The 22,948-nt window shown below is 61.4% G+C and carries 15 protein-coding genes and 1 riboswitch; of the genes, 3 read left to right on the forward strand and 12 right to left on the reverse strand.

Annotation, left to right across the window (positions count from 1 at the left end):
- Window positions 1-117: 117 nt before the first annotated feature.
- Both CNX70_RS20535 and CNX70_RS20540 read left to right on the forward strand, forming a co-directional pair.
- Window positions 118-1,275 (forward strand): iron-containing alcohol dehydrogenase, encoded by a 1,158-nt coding sequence (locus tag CNX70_RS20535; protein ID WP_096236574.1) that lies wholly within the window; start codon window positions 118-120, stop codon window positions 1,273-1,275.
- Between the two features lie 66 nt (window positions 1,276-1,341).
- Window positions 1,342-1,439, forward strand: a riboswitch (TPP riboswitch).
- An 86-nt stretch (window positions 1,440-1,525) separates the two neighbouring features.
- Window positions 1,526-3,670 (forward strand): TonB-dependent siderophore receptor, encoded by a 2,145-nt coding sequence (locus tag CNX70_RS20540; RefSeq protein ID WP_096236576.1) that lies wholly within the window; start codon window positions 1,526-1,528, stop codon window positions 3,668-3,670.
- Here the strand turns inward: CNX70_RS20540 and CNX70_RS20545 are convergent.
- The 3 genes from CNX70_RS20545 to CNX70_RS20555 form a co-directional block, all read right to left on the reverse strand.
- Window positions 3,667-4,215 (reverse strand): AAA family ATPase, encoded by a 549-nt coding sequence (locus CNX70_RS20545; protein WP_096236578.1) that lies wholly within the window; start codon window positions 4,213-4,215, stop codon window positions 3,667-3,669. The genes CNX70_RS20540 and CNX70_RS20545 overlap by 4 nt on opposite strands.
- Window positions 4,215-4,826, reverse strand: coding sequence for a nicotinamide riboside transporter PnuC (gene pnuC, locus CNX70_RS20550; protein WP_096238588.1), 612 nt, complete (start codon window positions 4,824-4,826; stop codon window positions 4,215-4,217). The genes CNX70_RS20545 and pnuC overlap by 1 nt, the downstream gene beginning before the upstream one ends.
- 85 nt (window positions 4,827-4,911) lie before the next feature.
- Window positions 4,912-5,430 carry a DUF2867 domain-containing protein gene (locus CNX70_RS20555; RefSeq protein ID WP_096236580.1) on the reverse strand — a complete coding sequence of 173 codons (519 nt, stop codon included), beginning with the start codon at window positions 5,428-5,430 and terminating at the stop codon, window positions 4,912-4,914.
- 67 nt (window positions 5,431-5,497) lie between these two features.
- Here CNX70_RS20555 and CNX70_RS20560 point away from each other — a divergent pair, with 67 nt between their 5' ends.
- Complete coding sequence (locus CNX70_RS20560) at window positions 5,498-6,145, forward strand: TetR/AcrR family transcriptional regulator (protein WP_096236582.1); 648 nt, start codon at window positions 5,498-5,500, stop codon at window positions 6,143-6,145.
- 39 nt (window positions 6,146-6,184) lie between these two features.
- On the opposite strand, the gene CNX70_RS20565 is transcribed toward CNX70_RS20560, so the two are convergent.
- The 9 genes from CNX70_RS20565 to CNX70_RS20610 form a co-directional block, all read right to left on the reverse strand.
- A complete protein-coding gene (locus CNX70_RS20565) occupies window positions 6,185-6,793 on the reverse strand; it encodes a hypothetical protein (protein WP_167389701.1) in 609 nt (202 codons plus the stop codon).
- 48 nt (window positions 6,794-6,841) lie between these two features.
- A complete protein-coding gene (locus CNX70_RS20570) occupies window positions 6,842-7,594 on the reverse strand; it encodes a substrate-binding periplasmic protein (protein WP_157751190.1) in 753 nt (250 codons plus the stop codon).
- A 130-nt stretch (window positions 7,595-7,724) separates the two neighbouring features.
- Window positions 7,725-9,233 carry a tetratricopeptide repeat protein gene (locus tag CNX70_RS28365; protein ID WP_157751192.1) on the reverse strand — a complete coding sequence of 503 codons (1,509 nt, stop codon included), beginning with the start codon at window positions 9,231-9,233 and terminating at the stop codon, window positions 7,725-7,727.
- Between the two features lie 111 nt (window positions 9,234-9,344).
- Window positions 9,345-10,943, reverse strand: coding sequence for a tetratricopeptide repeat protein (locus tag CNX70_RS28370; RefSeq protein WP_157751194.1), 1,599 nt, complete (start codon window positions 10,941-10,943; stop codon window positions 9,345-9,347).
- 2 nt (window positions 10,944-10,945) lie between these two features.
- Window positions 10,946-13,003, reverse strand: coding sequence for a phospholipase D-like domain-containing protein (locus CNX70_RS20590; RefSeq protein WP_096236594.1), 2,058 nt, complete (start codon window positions 13,001-13,003; stop codon window positions 10,946-10,948).
- Window positions 13,004-13,028: 25 nt separating this feature from the next.
- Window positions 13,029-15,800 carry a type VI secretion system Vgr family protein gene (locus CNX70_RS20595; RefSeq protein ID WP_244198889.1) on the reverse strand — a complete coding sequence of 924 codons (2,772 nt, stop codon included), beginning with the start codon at window positions 15,798-15,800 and terminating at the stop codon, window positions 13,029-13,031.
- Window positions 15,801-15,944: 144 nt separating this feature from the next.
- Complete coding sequence (locus CNX70_RS20600) at window positions 15,945-18,092, reverse strand: S46 family peptidase (protein WP_425269199.1); 2,148 nt, start codon at window positions 18,090-18,092, stop codon at window positions 15,945-15,947.
- A gap of 85 nt (window positions 18,093-18,177) precedes the next feature.
- Complete coding sequence (locus CNX70_RS20605) at window positions 18,178-20,307, reverse strand: sensor histidine kinase (RefSeq protein WP_244198890.1); 2,130 nt, start codon at window positions 20,305-20,307, stop codon at window positions 18,178-18,180.
- Window positions 20,304-22,859, reverse strand: coding sequence for a chemotaxis protein CheB (locus CNX70_RS20610; RefSeq protein ID WP_244198891.1), 2,556 nt, complete (start codon window positions 22,857-22,859; stop codon window positions 20,304-20,306). Before CNX70_RS20610 ends, CNX70_RS20605 begins: the two co-directional genes overlap by 4 nt.
- Window positions 22,860-22,948 lie beyond the last annotated feature (89 nt).

Genomic DNA, 22,948 nt, shown 5'->3' on the forward strand with positions numbered 1-22,948 from the left:
ACATCGGCTGCATTCTCCACCGTGCGGGCGAAAAGCTCAAGCGTCCACGACACGTTTCCACCCGTTCGGCCATAATCATGGCTCAGCAACAGCCTAAACCTCGGCAGCGGGAGCCCCATGTTCAATTTCGACTTTTACAATCCAACGCAAATCCTCTTCGGCCAGGGCCAGATCGCCGCCATCGCCGGCCTGATCCCGCCGCAGGCGCGGGTCCTGATGACCTACGGCGGCGGCAGCATCAAGCGCAACGGCGTCTACGATGAAGTCAGGGCGGCGCTGGCCGGCCACACGGTGCTGGAATTTGCCGGCATCGAACCCAATCCCAGCTATGAAACCCTGATGCAGGCCGTGGCCCTCGTAAAAAGCGAGCGCATCGATTTCCTGCTGGCCGTCGGCGGCGGCTCCGTGGTCGATGGCACCAAGTTCATCGCCGCCGCCGCCCTGCACGAGGGCGAGGCGTGGGACATCCTGGCGAAAGGCGGCAAGATCGTCGAGGCCGCCCTGCCCTTCGGCACAGTGCTCACGTTGCCGGCCACGGGTTCCGAAATGAATGGCTCGGCCGTGATCACGCGCAAGGCCACGCAGGAAAAGCGCTCGTTCATGAGCCGCAAGGTGTATCCGAAGTTCTCCGTACTGGACCCGTCGAAAACGTTCACCTTGCCGCTGCGCCAGGTGGGCAATGGCGTCGTCGATGCGTTTGCGCATGTGATGGAACAGTATCTGACCACCCCCGTGAACGCGTCAGTGCAGGACCGCTTCGCCGAAGGCATCCTGCTGACCCTGATCGAGGAAGGCCCGAAAGCCCTGTCGCACCCGGACGACTATGACGTGCGCGCCAACGTGATGTGGAGTGCCACCCTGGCCTTGAACGGCCTGATCGGCGTGGGCGTGCCGCAGGACTGGTCCACGCACGCCATCGGCCACGAATTGACGGCCCTGTACGAGCTCGACCATGCGCAAACGCTGGCCATCATCCTGCCCAGCATGCTGCGCGTGCGCAAGCAGGCCAAGCGCGCCAAGCTGCTGCAATACGCGGCCCGCGTCTGGGGCCTCGATGGCGGCGACGAGGATGGCCGCATCGAGGCAGCCATCGCACGCACGGAATTCTTCTTCCGCCACATGGGCGTCAAGACGCGCCTGGCCGACTACGGCCTGAACCATGCCAGCGTGGACGCCGTCGTCGCCGCCCTGGAAGCGCACGGCATGACGGCGCTGGGCGAACAGCGCGAAGTGACGCCTGCCGTCAGCCGCAAGGTGCTCGAACTCAGTTTGTAGATGCGCACCACACTGTTGTAAAACGGTCAGCCAGCGGGACAGCTGGCCGTGCTTCATGCTAAGCTGTCATTTCGCTAGGGGTCCTGGAGCAGTCATCCGGGTGAGAGATACCCTTCGTACCTGATCTGGATAATGCCAGCGAAGGAAAGCGCAAAGTACCTCCCTCCTTTGATAGCTCCTGCGTTGGCGCCAGCCGAACAAGCAGCCTGCCGTGCTCTTTCCCAGACACGGCTTGAACCACGAGCAATCTATGTCCACACCGAATTTATCTATTTCCGTTTTGACCCTGGCCATCCTGCACGCATTTGCCGCGCCCGCCCTGGCCGCGAATGACAGCGCCGAAGCGCCGGCCGACACGCCAAGCATGGCTGAAGTCGTCGTCACGGCCAGCAAGGCACCGGCCGCCAAGCGCGCTTCCGTGGGCGGCTTTGCCGACGCGCCGCTGCTGCAGACGCCCGCGTCCGTCACCGTCATTTCGCAAAAAGACATGCAGGACTTGCAAATCCGCAATCTCAGCGATGCCGTCAAGCTCGACACCAGCATCAACGACGCCTACAACGCCGTCGGCTATGCGGAGCAATTTTCCATCCGCGGCTTCAAGCTCGACAACAATTCCAGCTACCGCAAGGATGGCGTGGCCATTCCCGGAGACACGCAAATTCCGCTGGAAAACAAGGAACGCATCGAAGTGCTGAAGGGCCTGGCCGGCTTGCAGGCAGGCGTGGCCGCACCGGGTGGCGTGATCGACTTCATCGTCAAGCGCCCGACGAACACGCCGCTGCGCACCGTCACCGTGGAAACGCGCGAACGAGGCACCCTGTACGGTGCCGTCGACCTGGGCGGCCGCCTGGAAGACACGCGCTTCGGCTACCGTGTCAACGTGGCAGCCGAGCGCCTGCGCTCCTACATCAAGGGTGCGGATGGCAACCGCAAGTTCATTTCCGGCGCCTTCGACTGGCAAATCTCGCCGCAAGCGCTGCTGCAGCTCGATGCCGACTACCAGGACAAGGCGCAGGCGACGGCGCCCGGCTTCCAGCTGCTGAATAACACCACCTTGCCGACCGGCATCAGCGCCGATGCCATGCTCAACCGGCAGCCGTGGACACGCCCCGTGGAAACCGTCACCAGCAACATCGGCCTGCGCTTCCAGTACGCCTTCAATGACGACTGGCACGCCACCCTGTCGGCCAACCAGCACTCGTTCAAGCGCGATGACTACACAGCCTTCCCGTATGGTTGCAGCGGGCAAGACCTGTACCCTGGCTTCTGCGGCAATGGCGACTATGACGTGTACGACTACCGCAGCCTGGGCGAGACGAAAAAGCCCCTGAGCGCACAAGCCATGATCCAGGGCAAGTTCGCCACCGGCGCCCTGCGCCATGACTTCACGGCCGGCGTCTCGACCTTCCGCCGCAAGGACCGCGCCGGCCTGTACGTGTACGACTGGGTGGGCGTGAGCAACATCTATCAGCCGCAGATCGTCGGCACGTCGCCCGGCGTCACGGGCCCCGTGCGCCTGGTGCGCAAGGATACGGAAAACTCCGTCTTCGTGCAGGACATCGTCAGCCTGGCCCAAAACTGGAAGCTGCATGGCGGCTTGCGCCATATCAATGTCGACGGCTACCAGTATGTCTTGAAGGCCGACAAGGAAATCCGCGCCAAGCATGACTTCCTGCTGCCCAACGTATCGCTCGTCTACACCCCGATCGACAATGTCTCCGTGTATGCGGCCTACTCGCAGGGCATGGAACATGGCGGCACGGCCGACCGCAAGGCGATGAATGCCAACGAAGAGCTGACACCCAGCCGCTCGAAGCAGATCGAATTGGGCGTGAAGATGGATGTGACGCCGGACTTCATGCTGGCAGCCAGCCTGTTCCAGATCCGCAAGGGCCTGGAATTCCAGAACGCCGCCGGCTACTTCGTGCGTGAAGGCCAGGCGCAGCACCGTGGCCTGGAATTATCCGCGCAAGGCAAGGCGACCCGCGACCTGAACCTGGGCGTCTCGCTGACGGCCCTGAACAGCCAGCAATCGAACACAGGCGAAGCGTCGCTCGACGGCAAGCGCGTACCCAACGTGCCCGCGTTCAAGGCTGCCGTGCATGCGGATTATGCCGTGCAACAGGTGGCGGGCTTGAGCGTGAATGGCAGCTGGGAATATGCCAGCAAGAAAGCGTTTGAGTACAACAACACCACTTTCGTGCCGTCATACCACGTGTTCAACCTGGGCGCCGCCTGGGCCACGCGCATCGCCGGCAAGACAGCCGTGCTGCGCGCCGCCGTCAACAACGTGGCCGACAAGTTCTACTGGCGCGACGTGACGCCGGAATCGGATGGTTATCTGTATCCGGGCGCCAGCCGCACGTTCAAGGTGTCGGCGCAGTTTGACTTTTAATTGAGGGAAATGGCAGGCGCTGCAGCGAGCGCCTGCAGCAGCAAAGGCGCCGCCTGTTCCAGGCGCGCCTCCAGGTTGTCGCGCAGCACGTGGTAGACGATGCCGCGCGCGTCGAGCTCGTCGAGCAGGTAGCGGTAGATCAACTGGCGCACGGCTTCCGACTCGCGCTGCAAGCCGTCGGCCACCCACGGGCTGTCGGGCGCCGTCACCAACGTCACATCGTACTGCGTGGCATCGGCCAGCGCCGCCAGCTGCGCGTCCGCACCATCAAAATAATGGCGGCTGTAGACCACCGTCATCAAGGGCGTCGTGTCGCAAAACAGGAAGTGACGCGCCTGCGCGGCGGCTGCCGCTTCGCGTTCGACTTGCGTACGCGCAATACCATACTGGTCGGCCGCGACGGGCACCCTGCCCTGCGTTGCCACGAATTCGCGCAAGTATTCCGGCACCCAGACGGTGCCGTAGCACTCTGCCAGGGCGGCCGCCAGGGTCGACTTGCCCGACGATTCCGCGCCCAGGATCGCCACGCGCACGCAAGGCGCCATCACTTGAGGACCATCGCATCGGGCGCGGCCGGTGCCGACTTTTTCCACGCCAGCAAGCCGATGATGGCCATCACGACGAAGAAGCCATACAGCACGGCCGTCAGGGTCAGGCCCTTGTGCAGGTACAGCCAGACATACAGCACGTCGACGACGATCCAGGCAATCCAGTTTTCCAGTTTCTTGCGCGACAACAGGAATTGCCCCACCAGGCTACCTGCCGTGAGGAAACCATCCGCATGCGGCACGTCCGTGTCCGTCGTCGTCAGCAGCCAGGCAATCAGCAGGAAACCGATCAGCCAGCCCGCGGCGCAGGCCAGCCAGCCGCGACCATCGAGGCGCGTCACGGGCAGGGTCTTGCCTCCGCTGGCCGGATGCAGCCACTGGTACCAGCCCCAGAACGAGACGCTGATGAACAGCAGTTGCAAGGCCATGTCGCCGTACAGGCGCGACTCGAAAAACACGAAACCGTAGGCGGCCGAGGAAATGATGGCGAACAGCCACGCCCAGTGGTTCTGGCGGATGTTCAGCGCAACGGTTGTCAGTGCCAGGACAAAGGAAATCAGTTCAAGCGGCGTGGTGGCAAAACCCAGCAGGAGAAGCGTATCGTTCATGGGAATCGTGATGAGGCTGGTGGCGCAGTATGCAATACCGGCCATGAATAAGCAAGATTGCCCGCGCCGTCACGCCCCTTCCCCCTCAGGCAAAGCGGCCCTTGGCGGCGCGCGCCAGCGAACGCTGCACGATCAGCTTGTGGAAAGGCCGAATCAGCAGAATGTAGGCGCGTCCCACCCAATTGTGGCAATGCACGACGCTGGCCACGGTCACGTGGCCATGCCTCCCCGTGTCGCGGTTGCGCAGCACCGCCAAGCGGAAGTCCAGGTGGCTGTCATCCTCGCCCAAGATGATCTCGTCGTCGCTGACGGCAAAGATGCGGAAGATGCCGATGCGTTTGCCTGGCCTGGCTTCCATCTGCTTTGCCGTCCGGATGCCGAAGCGCGCCACGATGGCGTCGCGCAGCACCATCAGGCTCTGCGCCCAGCCCGGCTGGCTGCCCAGCAGCTGGCGCGCCAGGCTTTCCATGTCCATCTGGCGCGCCTGCGCAGTCGGCAAGTCGACGGCATACGCATCGGCCAGGTTGCTGCCCGGGTACAAGGGGGCGATGCTGGCGCCGGGCGGCAAGGCCACGGCGCGGACGGCGATGTTCATCTCTTGCATGTGCTCTCCATGTGTTCAGTGATAACATGGCCATCATACACGACAATGTGAACAGCGATAACATAGAATGACAACAACGAGCACCTATCACCACGGCAACTTGCGCGATACCCTGGTCGCCACCGCCATCGCGCAACTGGCGCAGCAGCACGACGCCGCCCTGTCGCTGCGCGAACTGGCGCGCACGGTGGGCGTATCGATCGCCGCCGTGTACCGCCACTTCCCCAGCAAGGAAGCCTTGCTGGCCGATGTGGCGGCGGCCGGCTTCGCCAGCCTGATCGCCAAATGGGAAACGGAATTGCCGCCGCCCGGCAGCCTGCCTGCCGAGCAGCGTTTTCAGCTGCTGGGCCAGCAATACATCGAATTCGCCCTGGCCGCGCCTGCCCACTACCGGCTGATGTTCGAGCACCAGGACGTGCGCCAGTTCCCCGCCCTGCAGGAAGCGGCGCAAGCGTGCTTCCAATATGTGCTGCAGACGGCCGGCGCCGCCGTGCGCGAAGCGGGCCTCGATGCGCGCTGGGACAAGGCCGCCGCCAGCGCCGGCTGGTCGCTGGGCCACGGCTACGTGATGCTGCTGCTGAGCGGCCGCCTGGCCATGGCGGACAGCGGCGACGAGCTGTCGCCAGCGATGGTGCCGCGCTTTTTTCAGTTGCCGGTGGCGGCCTTGCGGCAGGCTGCCCTGCCAGACGGCACAACCGTCATCAAATCAAATTGAACCAGTTATCGGCAGGCGCCAGCTTCAGGAGCTGAGGATTCAGTCATGCATGAGCCGCACCTGCTCAAGCAGCCGCTCCTCTTCATCCGTATCGGCATCGACTTGCGTGACCACGGTCCAGAATCGCGTGCACGTCTTGATTTGCTCGAAAGCCTGGCTCGCTTCCAGCCGCACCATCGTTTTCCTCAGGCTGTGCAGATAGCCCTCTTCGATGGCGCAGAGCAGTTCGTCATCGGCAGCGTCGATCAGCTCGCGCAGCGCGCCTTCGATCCTTGCGTGGCCCGCCTCCCAGAGTTGGCCGATTTCCGGCACATCGTCTTCCATGCACTCGTTCGACCAGTCCGGAGGATAGTCATCGCGCTGCCGGTTATCGGGATCGGTGTCAAAGCTCAGCGAAAGGGACGGGAACGATACGGCGTTGAAGGCAAATGCTGAAAATGCCTGATCCTTGAATGGGGACGCGCCAAGCACTGCCAGCGAGGCGCTGGCCAGCCTGAACCAGGTTGCTTCAACGTCATAGGCCGTTTCAAATGCGTGCCAATCCGGCGGCAAATCGGGAGTCTGGGGCATGGGGGCCTGTCGAAAAAGAATGGCGGTAAATGGTAAAGCAATTATACGTGGCACTTCCCGCGCGGCAGGCGGCAGCATGTGTGCAGTGTGCAGTGTGCAGTGCGCGCATGGGCGCCAGGGGACGGTTTATCTCTGTGGCAGACTGAATGACTTGCTGTACTTGCTCATGATCTGTTTGATCTCACCGCTAGACGAGAGCTTATCGAGCGCCTCTTTCAGTGCCCGAGTCGTTTCCGGCTTTGCGGTTTTCTTGGAAACAAACAAAATGAAATCGTTGCTGCCCAGGACGAGCGGAACGCCTATGTCTTCCGGTTTCACGCCGGCCATGTACGCGCCATAAAACAGGCCCATACTCGATCCCACTCCCGCGTCCAAACGTCGCATTGCCAACATTTTTGCCATGGTGACATAGTCATTGACGGGATACTTCTGGATCGCCTTGTCGGTGTCGAATTGCTCCACATATTTGCTGGTGCGTACCACGCCGACGGTCTTGCCGCGCAATTCGCTCAGCTTGCTGTAGTGCTTGCCGGATGGGCCCACGAGGATGATAGGCATGGACACGACGACACCTGCCGGCACGGCGCCGCGCGTCATTTGATCGTTGCCGAAGCGTATGGTCACATCGGCGCTCCCGTTTTCAATATCGGCGGCGGTTCTGGGATAAGGGACAAGGGAATTGCTATAGCGCAGCCCGGCAACTTCCGCGATGCGATTGCCGATTTCGTACATCATGCCGGTGGGCTGGCCGTCATGCCCCATGAATCCCCATGGCGGGCCGAGAATGGTGGCAATCTTGAGCGGTTCGCCGAGCGCCTGGCCAGGCAGCGCCAGCAAGATAGCGAGAATGGCTAACAGCCTGACAACTTTCATTTTCATCACTTTTTTAGATGCGTGAATTCCATGGATCCCGCGCATAGTGTATGCCCGATTTGCCTGGATGCACTACATGATGATCAATTTTCCATCAGCTTTGTGCTGCTGGAAGGGGCGCGCCTGGTGCGCCGCCCTATCCGATATCAGGGAGGGACATATCCATTAAATGCCACGTCACCTCGTCGTCCGGCAAATCGAGCAGCCAGTCGCGGCGCGGTCGCGGGAACGGCGCGCCCTGGGTCAGCCAGGCCTGGCGCCAGTACTGGTTGACGATGGCCTGCAGCGGATGGTCGCCCGCTACCCACGGTTGCCAGACGCCGCTGACCGGACAGGCTTGCCCGCAAGCGCAGCTCAACCATGGCTCGGGCCGCGCCACCTCGCGCAGCAAGCTGTACGCCGCGCGCGGTTCCACTGCCCCATGGTTGTGCCGTATCGTTAGGCACTGCTCCCATGTCACGCCACCATAACGGCTCTTGCCATCGGCATCGTGCACGCTGAAATGGCGGAACTCTTCGCCGTCACCGATCAGCCGGGCCGGCTCCGTCAAGCCCTGGCCACTGGCGGGTTGCCAGTATGCGGAAAACGGCGCAGTCGGCGCGTCGCTGTGCAAGCTGGTGGGGCGCAGCGCATAGTCGGCGGCCAGGAAATACGGTTTTTGCAACAGCGAGGCGGCGCTTGGCTTTGGGATGGCTGGCGGTGGACGGACACCCTTGGCGGCATGCAGCAAGGTATCTCTGTCGCCATTCCAGGGCGGCAGATCGGCGGGCGGGAGCGGCAAGACCGTGTCCAGATTAGGAAAGCGCGCATTGGGATTGAATCCCAGTTCATTACTAAGTACCGCGTAACGTTCACCGCGAGCTTTGTCCACATACGGCGCCAGCATATCGGCAAGATCAAAAGGAGAACCAAATTCAATTGCCAATGCGCTCGCACACTCCGCGCAGCCAAACTTGACTCCCTCATGCAATACATTTAGAGCACGCTGTTTGGTTGCAGGAGTTCGATCGCCAATCTCATCGCCATTCGCAGCTCTTGGTATTGCATACAAATAGTGCAGGTTAAACGCAGCAGGCCCGTATCCCTGAGAAAGCGCACATGCCATCATTTTTATCGCTACAGGAATATTGGCCCAATATCCAGGAATAGCACCGTCTGTTCCCGCTCTTAATTTCTCTCCTAAAAATGCCATCGCCTGAGGATTTCCCATGACAGCCGCCTTTTGCCAGAACGCATAGGCCCGCGTGCTATCACCAACCACGCCTGTGCCATTTGCATAAAACGTGCCCATCCGGTCATAAGCCGCCGGAATTCCGAGCCGCATCGCCTTTTCCACCAGTTGAACCGCTTCTTCATTACCGTATAGGGGATCACGCCCTTCCACATACAGGCTGGCCAGATTGAGCATCGCCTTCCAGTGCAATCGCTCTGCCGCTTGACGCGTCAGATCGACGATTTTTTTGTAATCGCGGTCTTCCACGGCAATTTCGGGATCTTCCATGGCGCGCGCTTCGAGGAACCAATCCTCGGCTTGCGCATCGATGGGCGGCACCTTGTTCGCCTCGGTTTCACAGATAAAATCCGCGACATGCGGATTGAAAAGTGGCAGGCTTTGGTTGCGTGGCCAAACTTTTTCGTCTGGCATTTTGCAGGCAAGCAGGCAGCACAAGAAAATAGACGATGGGAGGCGTCGTCTCGTCGCAGCCATTCTGGATTGATTCCTATCCATTGCATCCTCCATCGCTGCCGCGCCGCCCTATCCGATATCAGGAAGAGACATATCCATCAAATGCCACGTCACCTCGTCGTCCGGCAAATCGAGCAGCCAGTCGCGGCGTGGTCGCGGGAACGGCGCGCCCTGGGTCAGCCAGGCCTGGCGCCAGTAGTGGTTGACGATGGCCTGCAGCGGATGGTCGGCCGCTACCCACGGTTGCCAGACGCCGCTGACCGGACAGGCTTGCCCGCAAGCGCAGCTCAACCATGGCTCGGGCCGCGCCACCTCGCGCAGCACACCGCGCGCCGCACGCGGTTCCACTGCACCATGGTTATGCCGTATCGTCAGGCACTGCTCCCATGTCACGCCACCATAACGGCTCTTGCCAGCGGCATCGAGCACGCTGAAATGGCGGAACTCTTCACCTTTGTGAAATAGCCGGGCCGGCTCCGTCACACCCTGCCCAGCGGCCGGTTGCCAGTATGCGGAAAACGGCGCGGTCGGCGCGTCGCTGTGCAAGCCGGTGGGACGCAGCGCATAGTCGGCGGCCAGGAAATATGGTTTTTGCAACAGCGACGCGGCGCTTGGCTGCGGGGTGGGTGGCGGCGGGCGCACGCCCTTGGCGGCATGCAGCAAGGTATCCCTGTCGCCATTCCAGGGCGGCAGATCGGCGGGGGGCAGTGGCAATACCTTGTCCAGATTAGGAAAGCGCGCATTGGGATTGAATCCCAGTTCACGATTAAGTACGCCGTAACGTTCCGCTCTCGCTTTATCAATGTAAGGAACCAGCATGTTTGCAAGATCAAATGGATCGCCGAATTCAATCTCCAGTTTGTTTGCGCACTTTCCGCAGCCGAATGCTACTCCCTCATGTAGTACTTTAAGAGCAAGTGCTTTAGTTTCTGGCGTACGCGGCCCGCTAACTCTCCCTGTGGCCATTCTCGGGGAGGCATACATGTAAGATAAATTATATGCAACTGGTCCGTACCCTTGGGAAAATGCACATTCCATCATTTTTATTGCGACAGGAATATTAGCCCAATACCCTGCGCCTTCATTTGCAGGACCCACATTTAGTTTATCTGACAAAAAATCCATCGCTTGAGGATTACCCATCTGTGCTGCCTTTTGCCAGAAGGCATAGGCACGCGTGATGTCGCCGTTGACACCCGTGCCATTCGCGTAATACGTCCCCATCCGGTCATATGCCGCCGGTATCCCGAGTCGCATCGCCTTTTCCACCAGTTGCACCGCTTCTTCCTCTCCATGCAAGGGATCGCGCCCTTCCACATACAAGCTGGCCAGATTGAGCATCGCCTTCCAGTGCAATCGCTCTGCCGCTTGACGCGTCAGATCAACGATTTTTTTGTAATCGCGGTCTTCCACGAAAATTTCAGGGTCTTCCATGGCGCGCGCTTCGAGAAACCAGTCCTCCGCTTGCGCATCGATGGGTGGCACCTTGCTCGCCTCGGTTTCACAGATAAAATCCGCGACATGCGGATTGAAAAGCGGCAGGCTTTGGTTGCGTGGCAAGACTTCTTTCGTGTCGTTCGACATTTTGCAGGCGCCTAAAGAGAAACTCAGGATAACTGCCGTGATAAAAAATGACAGGGGAAGGGGGAAATTTTTATACTTCTTCATGCTCAACCCAAACGTAACGTTGAACTACGGTTATCTTCCAAGGGAAGCAAAAAACCGGTCATTTTCTTGTGGTCCGCACTTGCAGAATCAGATTTTTTCCTGCCGCGATTTTCTCCCATCAATTCAACCCATTTCCCGAACGCCGACACAATCTCCCCCTTCGTCCCGCCCCCGCCATCGACCAATCCCCCGCTATGCATGCGCCACACCCGCTTGCGCAAATCGCAGGCCACGCGGCGGTCGATGGTAGCGATATTGATTTCGCTGTCGACGGCCATACTGCGCTGGTTCAGGTTGGCGCTGCCCAGCGTCATGAACACGTCGTCGACCAGCATCAATTTGGAATGGATGTAGATTTCACGGTAACGCCAGCGGTCATTGTCAAACGCGCTGACATTGAGCATGGCCACCGATACCTTCAGCCCGAATTCGCTCTCGAGCGTCATCACACCGGGTTTGTTGATGCCATTGGAATGCTGCACCACGTCGGGCAACTTGACTTCCGCCTCGGTGGAAATACCGAATCCTGCCCTGACACGCCGGGTTTTCGGTCGCTTGTTGTAGTCGTCGATCATGGTGTTTTGCCCCGTCATGCCACCGTGCTGCCCCAGTGCCGCCAGCGTGTCATGGGTGCGCGGCACCATCTGCGCGCGTTCCGGCACCGGAATGACGATGAACACGTGCATGACGGGCATATCACGCATGGTCTTGCCAGCTTTCAGGCTTCCGGCCTTCCAGGCGGCGACCACCTTCTTGCGCTCGGCCAGCAAGTGCCGGGCCCATTCTTCATACTGGAAATACTGGTTTTCCACATACAGGTAGCCGGCCGCCAGGCTGGCCTGGGTCACGGCGCGAAAATAGGTTTCCTTGATCGTCTTGTCCTGCTCCTCGGGCTGCGTCAGGACGATCTGCACGGTGGAGTCATCCGGCCCGGCCTTGCGCAACAGCTGCGCCGGCGGGTTTTTACATGACGAATACCAACTCACGCATTCCCCGGCGGCCTGATGCGTGCGGTCGTCGATCGCGCGGTCCCATGCCTTCACGAAATTGTTGTACAGCGCGATGAGCGCACGGCCGCCGTCGATGCGGCAGGCATAATCCTGATACGGTTTCAGCGTGGCGAACCCGCCGTCCGCAGCCATTCCCTGCAAACACTCGCGCCGCTCGTTGACACCGCCCTGTTCGCGGCGCGTATCGTCGAGCAGATGGGCCGTCGTGTCCCAATAATCGGTCACCGAGTTCAGGCCCATCACATAGCCGACGGCCTTCGCCCCCTCTTCATGGGCGAAATCGATCAGGACCGTCTTCTGGTGGTGCGTGCCCAAGTAGCTCATGCCAGGCTTTTCAATTTCCCCCATCGTCAGGCCGTGCGGCTGGCTTGTTTCGGTCGCGATACTCTTGCCTATAGCATGGCTGTTGCCGTGTCGCAGGTGAATCGTCAAGCGCCCCAACAAGCCATGGAACGCGGCCGCATACCAGCTGTGGCAATATTCTTCACGCGCCAGCATCGGGATATCCTCGGGCCGGACTCTATCGCCCCTGTAACCGACGCTCAATACCGGTTTCCTGGCGACCGCGTCCTGCAACATCGCCAGGCTGGCTTTGGCGCTGATGTCGTCGGCACGCTGTCCACCGGTTTTCCATGGCGAGGTACCGTGCGAATGGCCCGGCATATTGTGCACCATCGGCGAACCGATCCGGTCATACCAGATCAGCAGGCGCACCCTGACGTGACGCCGCGTGGTGGCGTCGATCAGCAAGTCGCCAAACGTGTCGCCACGCGGCCAGGTGGCGCTGTTGCCGCGCACCAGTTCCATGCCCGGGTCGAAGCCCCAGCAGCACAGGTCGATCGAATCTTTAGCCCTGGCGATCTCGGCAGCGATGTCGGCGAACCCCTCCTGTCCGCAAATGAACAGCGTCAGCTTGTTGTTATGCGTGATCGGGTGGCTGGCCATGCCCTTCAGATTGCGGTTTTCCAGCAGCCACTGGAGCGAACTCGTCGCAGTGCGTCCGACTTCGTCGATATGGGTGGTTTCGATGCGGCCGCTCGATTCCGGCATGGCGCTCTCCCGTCAGTGTGGTGAATCATTGAACCCCGCGGCCATCAGCGGTGTCGTCGAATGCGCGCAAGCCGCGGTTCGACAGCTTGTGTTCGCCGTCCGGCGCCGCGTTCGGGTCGAAGCGTGCGCTCGCTTGCAATACAAACTCTTCGCCATTGCCAAGGACGACACGGTAGCGCGGCGTGCCGTCCTGGTGCGCGATCAGGATGCGGCCGAATTCGTCGGTCAGGCCTTGCTCGACTTCGGCTTCCCCGTTGTACAGCGTGTACGGCATATTGGCGTACTGGCCGCCATCCGCATGGGCCTGTATCGTATGCTGCAATTGCCCCGCTACCGGCGCGATGGGCGGCTCCAGCTCCGGTTGCGGCCGGTTCTTGGGCGCCAGCGTTTCCAGGTTTCCATGAAACAGCGTCGGCGACGCGGTAAAAAACTGTACCTTGTCGCTAATTTCAAGCATGCAATCGGCGCCATGCAGGCGCACGCCTTTGCGGCCGCGAATATTCACCCAGTCGGCCTGGCTGATCAATTCCAGCACCTTGTTGGCGACGATATCGACCGCATCGGTTTGCGCCGCGATCTGCACCGGGCCAGCTGCGGCGATCAGTTTCATGCCCGCCTTGTGGACGAACAGGCGCAGCGCAGCGCCGATGCTGGCGAACAGGCCGCCGCCGGCCGCCAGCGACAGGTCGCGCCCGGTCGTCAGCGCGGTGTGCTCGGCGCTGGCGATGTGCGTCGATTGCGCGCTCGTCGTTTCGATACCGGCCGGACTGGCCAACACCAGATGCGGCTTCGACAATTCGGGAAATGCGTTTTCGCCATTGCCGGCGCCCCGGATCCCGGCATGCTGGGCATGGAGTACATCGGCGGCGGCGCCTTGCTGGGCGGCGCTTTCTTGCGCGCCATGATGCTGCGCCAGGGCGGCAAGCGCCTTGTGCCGCTCGGCAGCCTCGGCCAACCGGCGCAAGGTTTCATCCATGCTCTTGATATGCGAGGCGGCGCCAGGGCGCGCTTCGGTGGTCAGCAACATGCCGCGGCCGGCGCGCGCCACGCCCCAGGCGTCTGACGCCAGTTCCCAGCCCTCGCCACGCGCATCCTTGCGCCCGCTGGCGTCTTCGATGCGGCTGATGCAGCCGAGCGACAATTGGCTGTGCTGATGATCGCTTTTCAGTTGCGCCTGGATGTGCTGGTGCGTATCGTCGAGTACCAACTGGTTGCCGCGCACGCCGTAGCCGCCGCCAGGCATCAGCTCGGCGCTGCGCCAGCCGCCCAGTACGCGTTGCCCCGGCAAATTCCACGGCGGCGCATGCTTGCCGTTGTACACCGCGCCGACAATGACGGGACGGTCGATATTGCCGTCGAGAAACTGGATCAGCACTTCCTGGCCGATGCGCGGCAACGCGATCTGGCCGAAGGCCTGGCCCGCCCATGGCGTCATGACCCTGATCCATGCCGAACTGCCCGCGTCGAACTTGCCCAGCCGGTCCCAGTGGAATTGCACCTTCACCCGGCCCAGCGCGTCGGTATGGATGGTTTCGCCTGCCGGCCCGGTGACAATCGCCGTCTGCACGCCGGGCAAGGCACAAGGCGTGCTGTTGAACTGCCGCCCCGGATACCAGCGGATGCTCTTGCGGATGCAGCGAAAACGGTTTTCATAATGCGACTTCGCGCCCATCCCTGCCTGGTAATTGTTGCTGGCGATATGATCGACCGACAGGATCAGGTATTCGCGCGAGCCGATGTCCGGGCGCGCCGCTTCACCTCTGGCCGGTATGGCTTGCTTGCCGCTGAAGTGTCCGCCCAGCGTGAAACTGCGCCCGGCCTGGGCGCAGCGGTGATTGCCGCCAGCGTCGAAGTATTGCGCCTGGCAGTTCTGCTCCTCCAGGCGGCGTTGCGCCAGCGCTTCGCCGTCGCCCATGCCGGCATAGCCATAGCCAGTGTTTTGATACAGTTCATGGGCAAACACGTCGCCCTGCTGGTGCAGCGCATAGCCGCTGGCGCGGCTGGCATACGGCTGCTTGTAGTTGAAGCTGGCCAGCGTGAGCGAGCCTGAAGCGATCTTCCGTATTGCCTGCCAATCGCGTATGCCGTCGCACTCCTGCGAGCCCGCGCCGCTGCGAAACACGATCTCGTCGGCCTCGCTGGCATCGCCGTCGCCTGGATCGATGCTGTCGCTCAGCCAGGTATTGTCGCCCAAACAGAGCGTATGACCGTCGGCGCGATGTTCATACCAGTAATGGAGTCCCTGGTCTTCCCAGCGCCGGTGCAGATGGTTGTAATCGGTTTCATTATGCTGGTTGGCGCAGCTTAATATCGCTTTTTCCTCATGCAGCCGGTTTTGCCAATCGCGCTGCAAATAATGATCGAAGGTCGTTTCGCTGATGTCGATGACCGTGCGTTCGTGGAACGAAACGTTGTCCATGCGCAGCCTGGAAAACGCCAGCCAGGGTTGCAGCACCATCTGGTAGAACGCGAAACCGCCATCGCTGCGCAACAAGCGAAATTGGCCGACATAACCATTGAAATGGCGCAAGCTGCCGTCATCGCGCACAATCGAAATCGTGACCATGCGTCCCATCATCGCTGTCAGGGGAACGTGGAGATTGTCGGACAGCAGTTCGACGTCGAAGCGGAAGTCGCGTGACATTTCCTCGTGTGCCCGCAAACTGTTGACCAGCAGCGCGGTATCGGGTGGACCATCGTCGCGCGGAAAATCCATGCGCAGCAAGCGGCTGTCCTGGACTCGGCTGCCCGCTGCGAAAAGGCGCGCCAGATCGGCTGCCAGTCCACCATCATCCATATCGCCTCCTTCGCACTTGACTCCATCGCCCATGCTAACCAGGGTGAACACCGGCGTATTGATGGACCTCAAGCTAGTTGCCTACACGTAAAAAAGCCGCATCGGCCTTACGGCGGATGCGGCTTTTATTTCAACTAAGAAAGATTATTTCTTGGTTGCCTTCGGATACTTGATCGTCATTTCCTTGAGCAAGTTATCCGCATGGTCCACTTCCTTCATCACCCACAGCATGTAGCGGATGTCGAGGTGGATGGCGCGCGTGATGGCCGTGTCGAAGTACCAGTCCTTGGTGATCGATTCATACGTGGAGTCGAAGTTCAGGCCGATCAGCTCGCCGCGCTTGTTCATCACGGCCGAGCCGGAATTGCCGCCCGTGGTGTCCGCGCTGGTCAAAAAGTTGACGGGAACCGTACCCAGCACCGGGTCGCGGAACTGGCCATAGCGTTTTTCCTTCACGGCGTCGATCAAGCCTTGCGGCGCTTCGAACGGGGCCTTGCCCGTGACTTTCTCGACGATGCCTTCCACGGTCGTGAACGGTCCCTTGCTCAGCCCGTCGCGCGGCGAGTACGGCGAGACGGTACCGTACGTGACGCGCAGGGTCGAGTTAGCGTCAGGATACACTGGCTTGCCTTGTGACTTTTTCCAGGCGATCACGGCTTGCATGTATTGCGGAATCACGCGTTCCAGGTTGCCGTCGATTTCCTTGCGGCGCTCTTCCAGCGCCATTTCCACTGGCTGCAACTTGACGGCCAGCTGCATGAAGGCGTCGTCAGAGCGGACCACGGCAGCCTGATCCTTTTCCAGCCAGGCCAGGCGCTTGGCCGTGTCAGCCAGTTGCGTCTGCTGGTACAGGGCCGGCACGGCCGCTGGCGCCGGCAGCAGCGCGTCCAGGCCTTGCGGATGGCTCTTCGCGGCCAGTTGCGCGTAACGCTTCAGGCCCGCTGCAAAACGCGCCTGGTCGACCTGGTTGACATACGACTGTTCCAGACGGGCCAGACGGGCCTTGATGAAGGCCAGGTCGCGCTGCTGGAAGCCCGATTCGCGCTCGGCATCCGCTTTCTGGCGCTCCAGCGACAAGCGGTAGATGGTGCGCGCGCTTTTCAGCAAGTCGCTGTTGGCGGCCACGGACCAGGCGAACTCTTCTTCGCTCAAGGCCATGTCGCTGGCGATCGCCGCGTCCAGTTCGGCCAGCAGGGTGGTCGACACGTTCGGCTGCTTGGCGTACCAGGCGCGGAATTCGGCATCCTGCACGTCCTTGATGGCGGCGATGTCCTTGCGCGCGAAACCGTCGAGCAAGCCCTGGGTTTTCTTCAGCACGTTGTTGATGCTTTTCACCACGCTGGCGTAGCGCACGCCGGCGGCCGCGTCACCCTGCGTCGCATCGGCCATCACGGCCAGGTCGGCTTGCAGTTCGGACACTTTCAGGGGGAAGGCCGTATCGCGCGCGAAGCGGATTTCCGCCGGCAGCTTGTAGCGGCTGGTGCGGCCGGGGTAGCCCGCCAGCAAAATGCCATCGCCGGCTTTCAAGCCTTCGGCCGAGACCACCAGGAAGTCCTTCGATTTATACGGCACGTTGTCGGGCGACGGGTCGGCCGGACGGCCATCCTTGCCCACGTAGGCGCGCAGGAACGAGTAGTCGCCCGTGTGGCGCGGCCATTCGTAGTTGTCGATGTCGCCGCCGAAGTTGCCGATCTTGTCCGATGGCGCGTACACCAGGCGCACGTCGCGTATCATCATCTGGCGGATGCGGTAGTACTCGAGGCCGCGGTGGAAGGCGGGCACGGAGCAGCGGTACATCTTGTCCGTTTCGCATTCGGCGATCAAGTCCTTGACGCGCTTTTCCACCGCTTCGTGGCGCGCGCGGCCCGTCATGTCGGCCGTCAAGCCTTTCAGCACGCGCTCGCTGACGTTCTCCACCTTGTCGGTCACATACACGAGGCTGTTCGGACCGCCCGGCAACTCGCCAGCGCGCGTCTTGGCCAGAAAGCCGTTGGTGATGTAATTGTGTTCCGGCGTGGAATTGCGCTGCACGGCGCCATACGCGCAATGGTGGTTCGTCACCACCAGGCCCGCGTCGGAGACGAAAGCGGCCGAGCAGCCACCGAGCGAGACGATGGCGCTCATCGGATGCTTGCTCAGGTCGGCCAGTTTTTCTGCAGGAATTTCGATGCCGACCCGTTTCAGGTCAGCTTTCAGCTGTGGCAGCTGGTGTGGTTGCCACTGCCCTTCGTCGGCGTGTACGCCGGCGAACGCGCCCAACAAGGCGACTGGTAAAACGATTGTTTTGAACAAGATATGCCCCTCCATAAATAGCAGGCGAAAGTATAGCCTGTCACAGGGGCCTGAGTCGGCAAAAATTAACGCATTGCACTCTGTATCAGGCGGCCGGCCGCCCCGCTCCCGGCAAGGGAATCTGCAGGGACAAACGGCAACCGGCGCCCGAGGCCGGCATGCCCACCTCGAAGTGGCCGCCCAGCGCCGTCACGCGCTCGGCAATGCCGATCAGGCCAAAGCACTGCTTCTTGCGCTGCTGCTGCGGCGTGATGCCGATGCCGTTGTCGCTGATGACCACATACACGGCGCAGGCATCCGAACTGAGCTCGATCTCGACGACGCTGGCCTGCGCATGGCGGATGACGTTGCTGAGCGCTTCCTGCACGATGCGGAACAGCACGATCTCGACCTGGCTGCCGATGGCGGCAAACAGGGCCTCGTCGCGTATCAGCAGGCGGCAAGCGACGCCGCTGCGCTTGCGGAAGTCGCCTACCTGCCATTCGATGGCAGCCTGCAAGCCCAGGTCCAGCGCCATCGGGCGCAGCTCGTTCATGATGCCACGCACGCTCTTGATGGTGGTGTCGACATTGCTGAGCACGGCGCCAACGCGGCGGTGCAGGCGCGGATGGGAACCTTCCGTGCGCGCGCTGAGCATGGAAATATCGATGCGCAGCGCCAGCAGGTTTTGCCCCAGTTCATCATGGATATCGCGCGAAATGCGCTTGCGCTCGTCTTCCTTGGCCGTTTCCAGGTGCAGCGCCAGCTGGCGCAGCTGCGCATGCGACTGGCGCAACGCGCTATCCATCAACTTGCGCTCGGTAATGTCCGTGTGCGCCACCACCACGCGCAGCGGCCCTTCGCCGAGGAAACGGCTGATCCTGGCCTGCGACCAGCGGGGGCCTGAGCGCGTGGTAAATTCATACTCGAGCGCAAACGTGTCGGCCGTGCCCGCAATCACGGCGCGGATGCCGGCGGACAGCTCGCGTCCGGCGCTGCGCTGCCAGCGTGGGTCCGTCTCACAGAATTCCAGGTACTGCAGCGGCCGTGGCGTGTGCCCGACAAAGGCCAGGCACGCCTGGTTGGCATGCACGACGCTGCCGGCCCGGTCCAGCACCAGCACCCGGTCCGTCAGCGAATCGATGGTGGCGTGAAAGAAGCGCTCGGCATCGCGCAAGGCTTCCTGTGCCCGCTCGCGCTGCTGCACTTCCAGCTGCAGATGCTGGTTGGCGCGCAGCAATTCGGCCGTGCGGTCGATGACGCGCTGGTCCAGTTCGCGGTGCAACTCGCGCAAGTCGGCTTCGGCCAGCTTGCGCTCCGTGATATCGGAAAACACGCCGACAAAGTGGCTGATGCTGCCATCCTGGCTGCGCATGGGCGTGATCGACAGCGACTCGACGAAGCGTTCGCCATTCTTGCGCCGGTTCACCAGTTCGCCATACCAGCTGCCATCCTGGTGCAGGCTGCGCCACATGGCGGTATAAAAATGCGGCAAATGCGTGCCACCGCCGAGGAAGGATGGATCGCGCCCGATGGCTTCCTCCGCCTGGTAGCCGGTGATGGCGGTGAAGGCGGGGTTGACGGAAATGATGCGGTTGGCGCTGTCCGTCACCAGCACGCCTTCGCGGATGCTGTTGAGGATGACGAAGGCGCGCCGCAAGGCCGATTCGCGCGCATGCTCGTCGCCCAGGTCCGTCACCAGCATGCGTGCCGTGGCGCTGGCCGCGTCGACATTGGCCTCGATGCGCACCATGCCGCCCATGCCGCGCGCTTCGCCTTCGAACAATTGCGCTTCGAGCACCTGGCGCGCGCCGCTGCTGAAGACGGCTTCTAGGAAGCGGCGGAAACTGCCTTGCGCCTGTGGCGCAACGAATTGCTCGAAGCGCCGCCCCAGCAGCTGCTTCTTGTCGCGTTGCAACAAGCCGCAGGCCGCCACGTTGACACGCGTGATGACGCCCTCGCGCGCCAGCGAAAAATAGCTGACGGGCGCCTGTTCATACAGCTGCGCATAATGGTCGCGGCTGCGTTCAAATTCATTCTTCAAGCGCTCCAGTTCGGCCAGTGCCGCACTCTGCATTTCCAGCTCGATCTGGCTGACCTGCAATTCATGCAGCTGGCGCATCACCTCTTCATTCGACTGCGGCGGCGCTACGGACTGGCGCTGCTGCGCCGCCAATTGCTCGGCCTGCTCTCGCAAGCTGGCCGGCCCACACCCGGCGTCGAATGGTTCGCTCATGACGCGCTCTCTCCTGCTTTCCCGTCAGCCGCGGCGCCGGACTGGATTTGCCGCAACTGGGCTTCCAGCAGTTTCGATTCTGTAATGTTGATGAAAGTTACCACCACGCCATCGATCACATTTTCCACCGTGCGGTACGGCATGATGCGCACGTTGTACCAGCGTCCCGTCTTGGTTTCCACTTGCCGCTCGCAAAACACCAGGCTGCGGATCACTTCCAGCGCATCGTCTTCCAGGCTCGGATAATCGAGGTCGTTGACGATGTCGCTGAGCGGGCGGCGCAAGTCCGTCTGGATCAGCTTGTAGATTTGCGTGGCCGGCGCCGTGAAGCGGCGGATGCGCAGCTCGCTGTCGAGGAAAATGGTGGCGATATCGGTACTATTGAGCAGATTTTTCATGTCGCTGTTGACCAGCGACAAATCATCGACCTTCGATTGCAGCTCGGCATTGACGGTGTACAACTCCTCATTGAGCGACTGCATTTCTTCCTTCGACGTCGTCAGCTCTTCGTTCGCCGATTGCAACTCTTCATTGGTCGACTGCAATTCCTCGTTGGCCGATTTGAGCTCTTCGCGCGAGGTCTGCATTTCGTCGCGCACGGCCTGGATTTCATTGCGCGCCTGCATCAGCTGCTGCTCCAGTTCCAGCATCTTGGGACTCGACGAGCGGCCCCGGCGCGGCGTCGCCGCCAGCGGCGTGCAGGCAAACGTGACGAAGACCATGCCGCTCACCGCTTCGGGCTGGCGCAAGGCTTCCGCCGTCAAGTCCACGCCTTGCACCTGCCCTGCGTGATCCGTGAGCACCAGACCTGACTGGCGTACCACGCTGTCGCTCTGCAGCGCCTGCGTGATCAGGCCCGCCAGCTCGTAGCGCAAGCCCTCGCGCGCCATCGCGTGAATATTCCAGTTGGCCTTGCCTGCCGCCGGTTCCAGAAAGGCGCCCGTGCGGCCATTGATATACAGGATATCCCCATCCTGGTTCAGCAGCACGGCCGCAGGCGAATATTTCTGGAGCAATAGTTGCTCGACCTGGGATTGGATTTTTCCGGGCATGCTGACGTCTCTCGTATCGCTGGGAGTAGGGGGAGTGGCCGACGATACCTTCGTGGGAAAGTACGTCAGCAAGCGCTGGCGCGCCAGGTTGTCGAGGCGCCGGTACAGCCGGGTCGATGTGGTCAGGGGTGAAAACAGCTCGGAAAAATGTCCCGGCGTGTCGGCGCTGCCCAACAGCAAAACGCCATCGCGGTTCAAGGCGTAATGAAACAGGGGAATCAAACGCTGTTGCAGCTTGGCATTGAGGTAAATCAACAGGTTGCGGCAGCACAGGATATCGAGCTTGGTGAACGGTGGATCGGAAATGATGTTTTGCTGGGCAAAGATGATCATGTTGCGGATCTCTTTCCTGACCAGGTAATCGCTCTTGTCCTGCAAGAAAAACCGTTCCAGGCGCTCCGTCGACACCTCGCTGCTGATCGTTGGCGGAAAACGGCCCTGGCGCGCGCGGTCGATAGCGTCGGCCGACAGGTCGGTGGCAAAAATCTGCAGGCTGTATTTCGACGGCGGGTTGCTGCGGGCCACCACTTCATGGAACACCATGGCCAGCGAATAGGCTTCCTCGCCCGTGGAACAGGCCGGTATCCAGGCCTTGAAGGCGCGCCCGTCCGGGTGGGCCGCCAGCATTTGCGGCAAGACCACCATCTTCAGGTACTCCCACACTTTCGGATCGCGAAAAAAATTCGTCACGCCGATCAGCAATTCCTTGAACAGCAGGTCGATTTCCGCAGGATTGTTGCGCAGATAGGGAATGTACTCTTCCATCGACGTCATCTGGTACAAGCTCATGCGGCGCTCGATACGGCGCAGCACCGTATTGATCTTGTAGTCCGAGAAGCTGTTGCCCGTATGTTCGGACAGCAAGGCGACAATTTCCTGCAATGCATTGCGGCCTCTCGGCTCCTTGTCCGGCAACGCCAGGAAGCTGCTGCGAAACAGGTAACTGACGATCTTTTCCGGCATCTTGTCGGGAAAATCGACGAGATCCACTGCCTCGGCGGCGATGGCGCTTTGCGGCATCATGTCGAACTTGGCCGTATCGGGATGCTGCGCCAGGGTCAAACCACCGGCCTGCTTGATGGCTTGCATGCCGCGCGTACCGTCGCTGCCCATGCCGGACAGAATCACGCCCACGGCCAGTTCGCCCAGCTCGGCCGCCAGGCTTTCGAAGAAAGCATTGATGGGCAAACGGTGTCCGCGCAGTTGCAACGGCTCGCTGAGCACAAAGTGTCCCTTGGACAGGCCCAGGTCCGCATTGGACGGGATCACATAGATATGGTTCGGCTGCAGTGCGGCGCGCTGCGTGATTTCCGTGACGGGGATGCTGGTGGCACGCTGCAGCAGTTCCGGCAACATGGCTTTTTGCGTGGGATCGAGGTGCTGGATCACCACATAGGCGATGCCGCTCTGCGGCGACACATGCGTCAGGAAAGCGACAATGGGGTCGAGACCACCGGCCGACGCGCCGATGGCCACCACGGGAAAATCGATGGTGGACACCTCAGGCGCTGGAGCTTTGCTGTGTTTGCTGCGTGTCATCGTCGGCAAGAATGCAGCCACGGCACGTGCGCCAGGCTGGCGGATGGATA

The sequence above is a fragment of the Janthinobacterium svalbardense genome (genome assembly GCF_002327145.1).
Taxonomy (GTDB): Bacteria; Pseudomonadota; Gammaproteobacteria; order Burkholderiales; family Burkholderiaceae_D; genus Janthinobacterium; species Janthinobacterium tructae.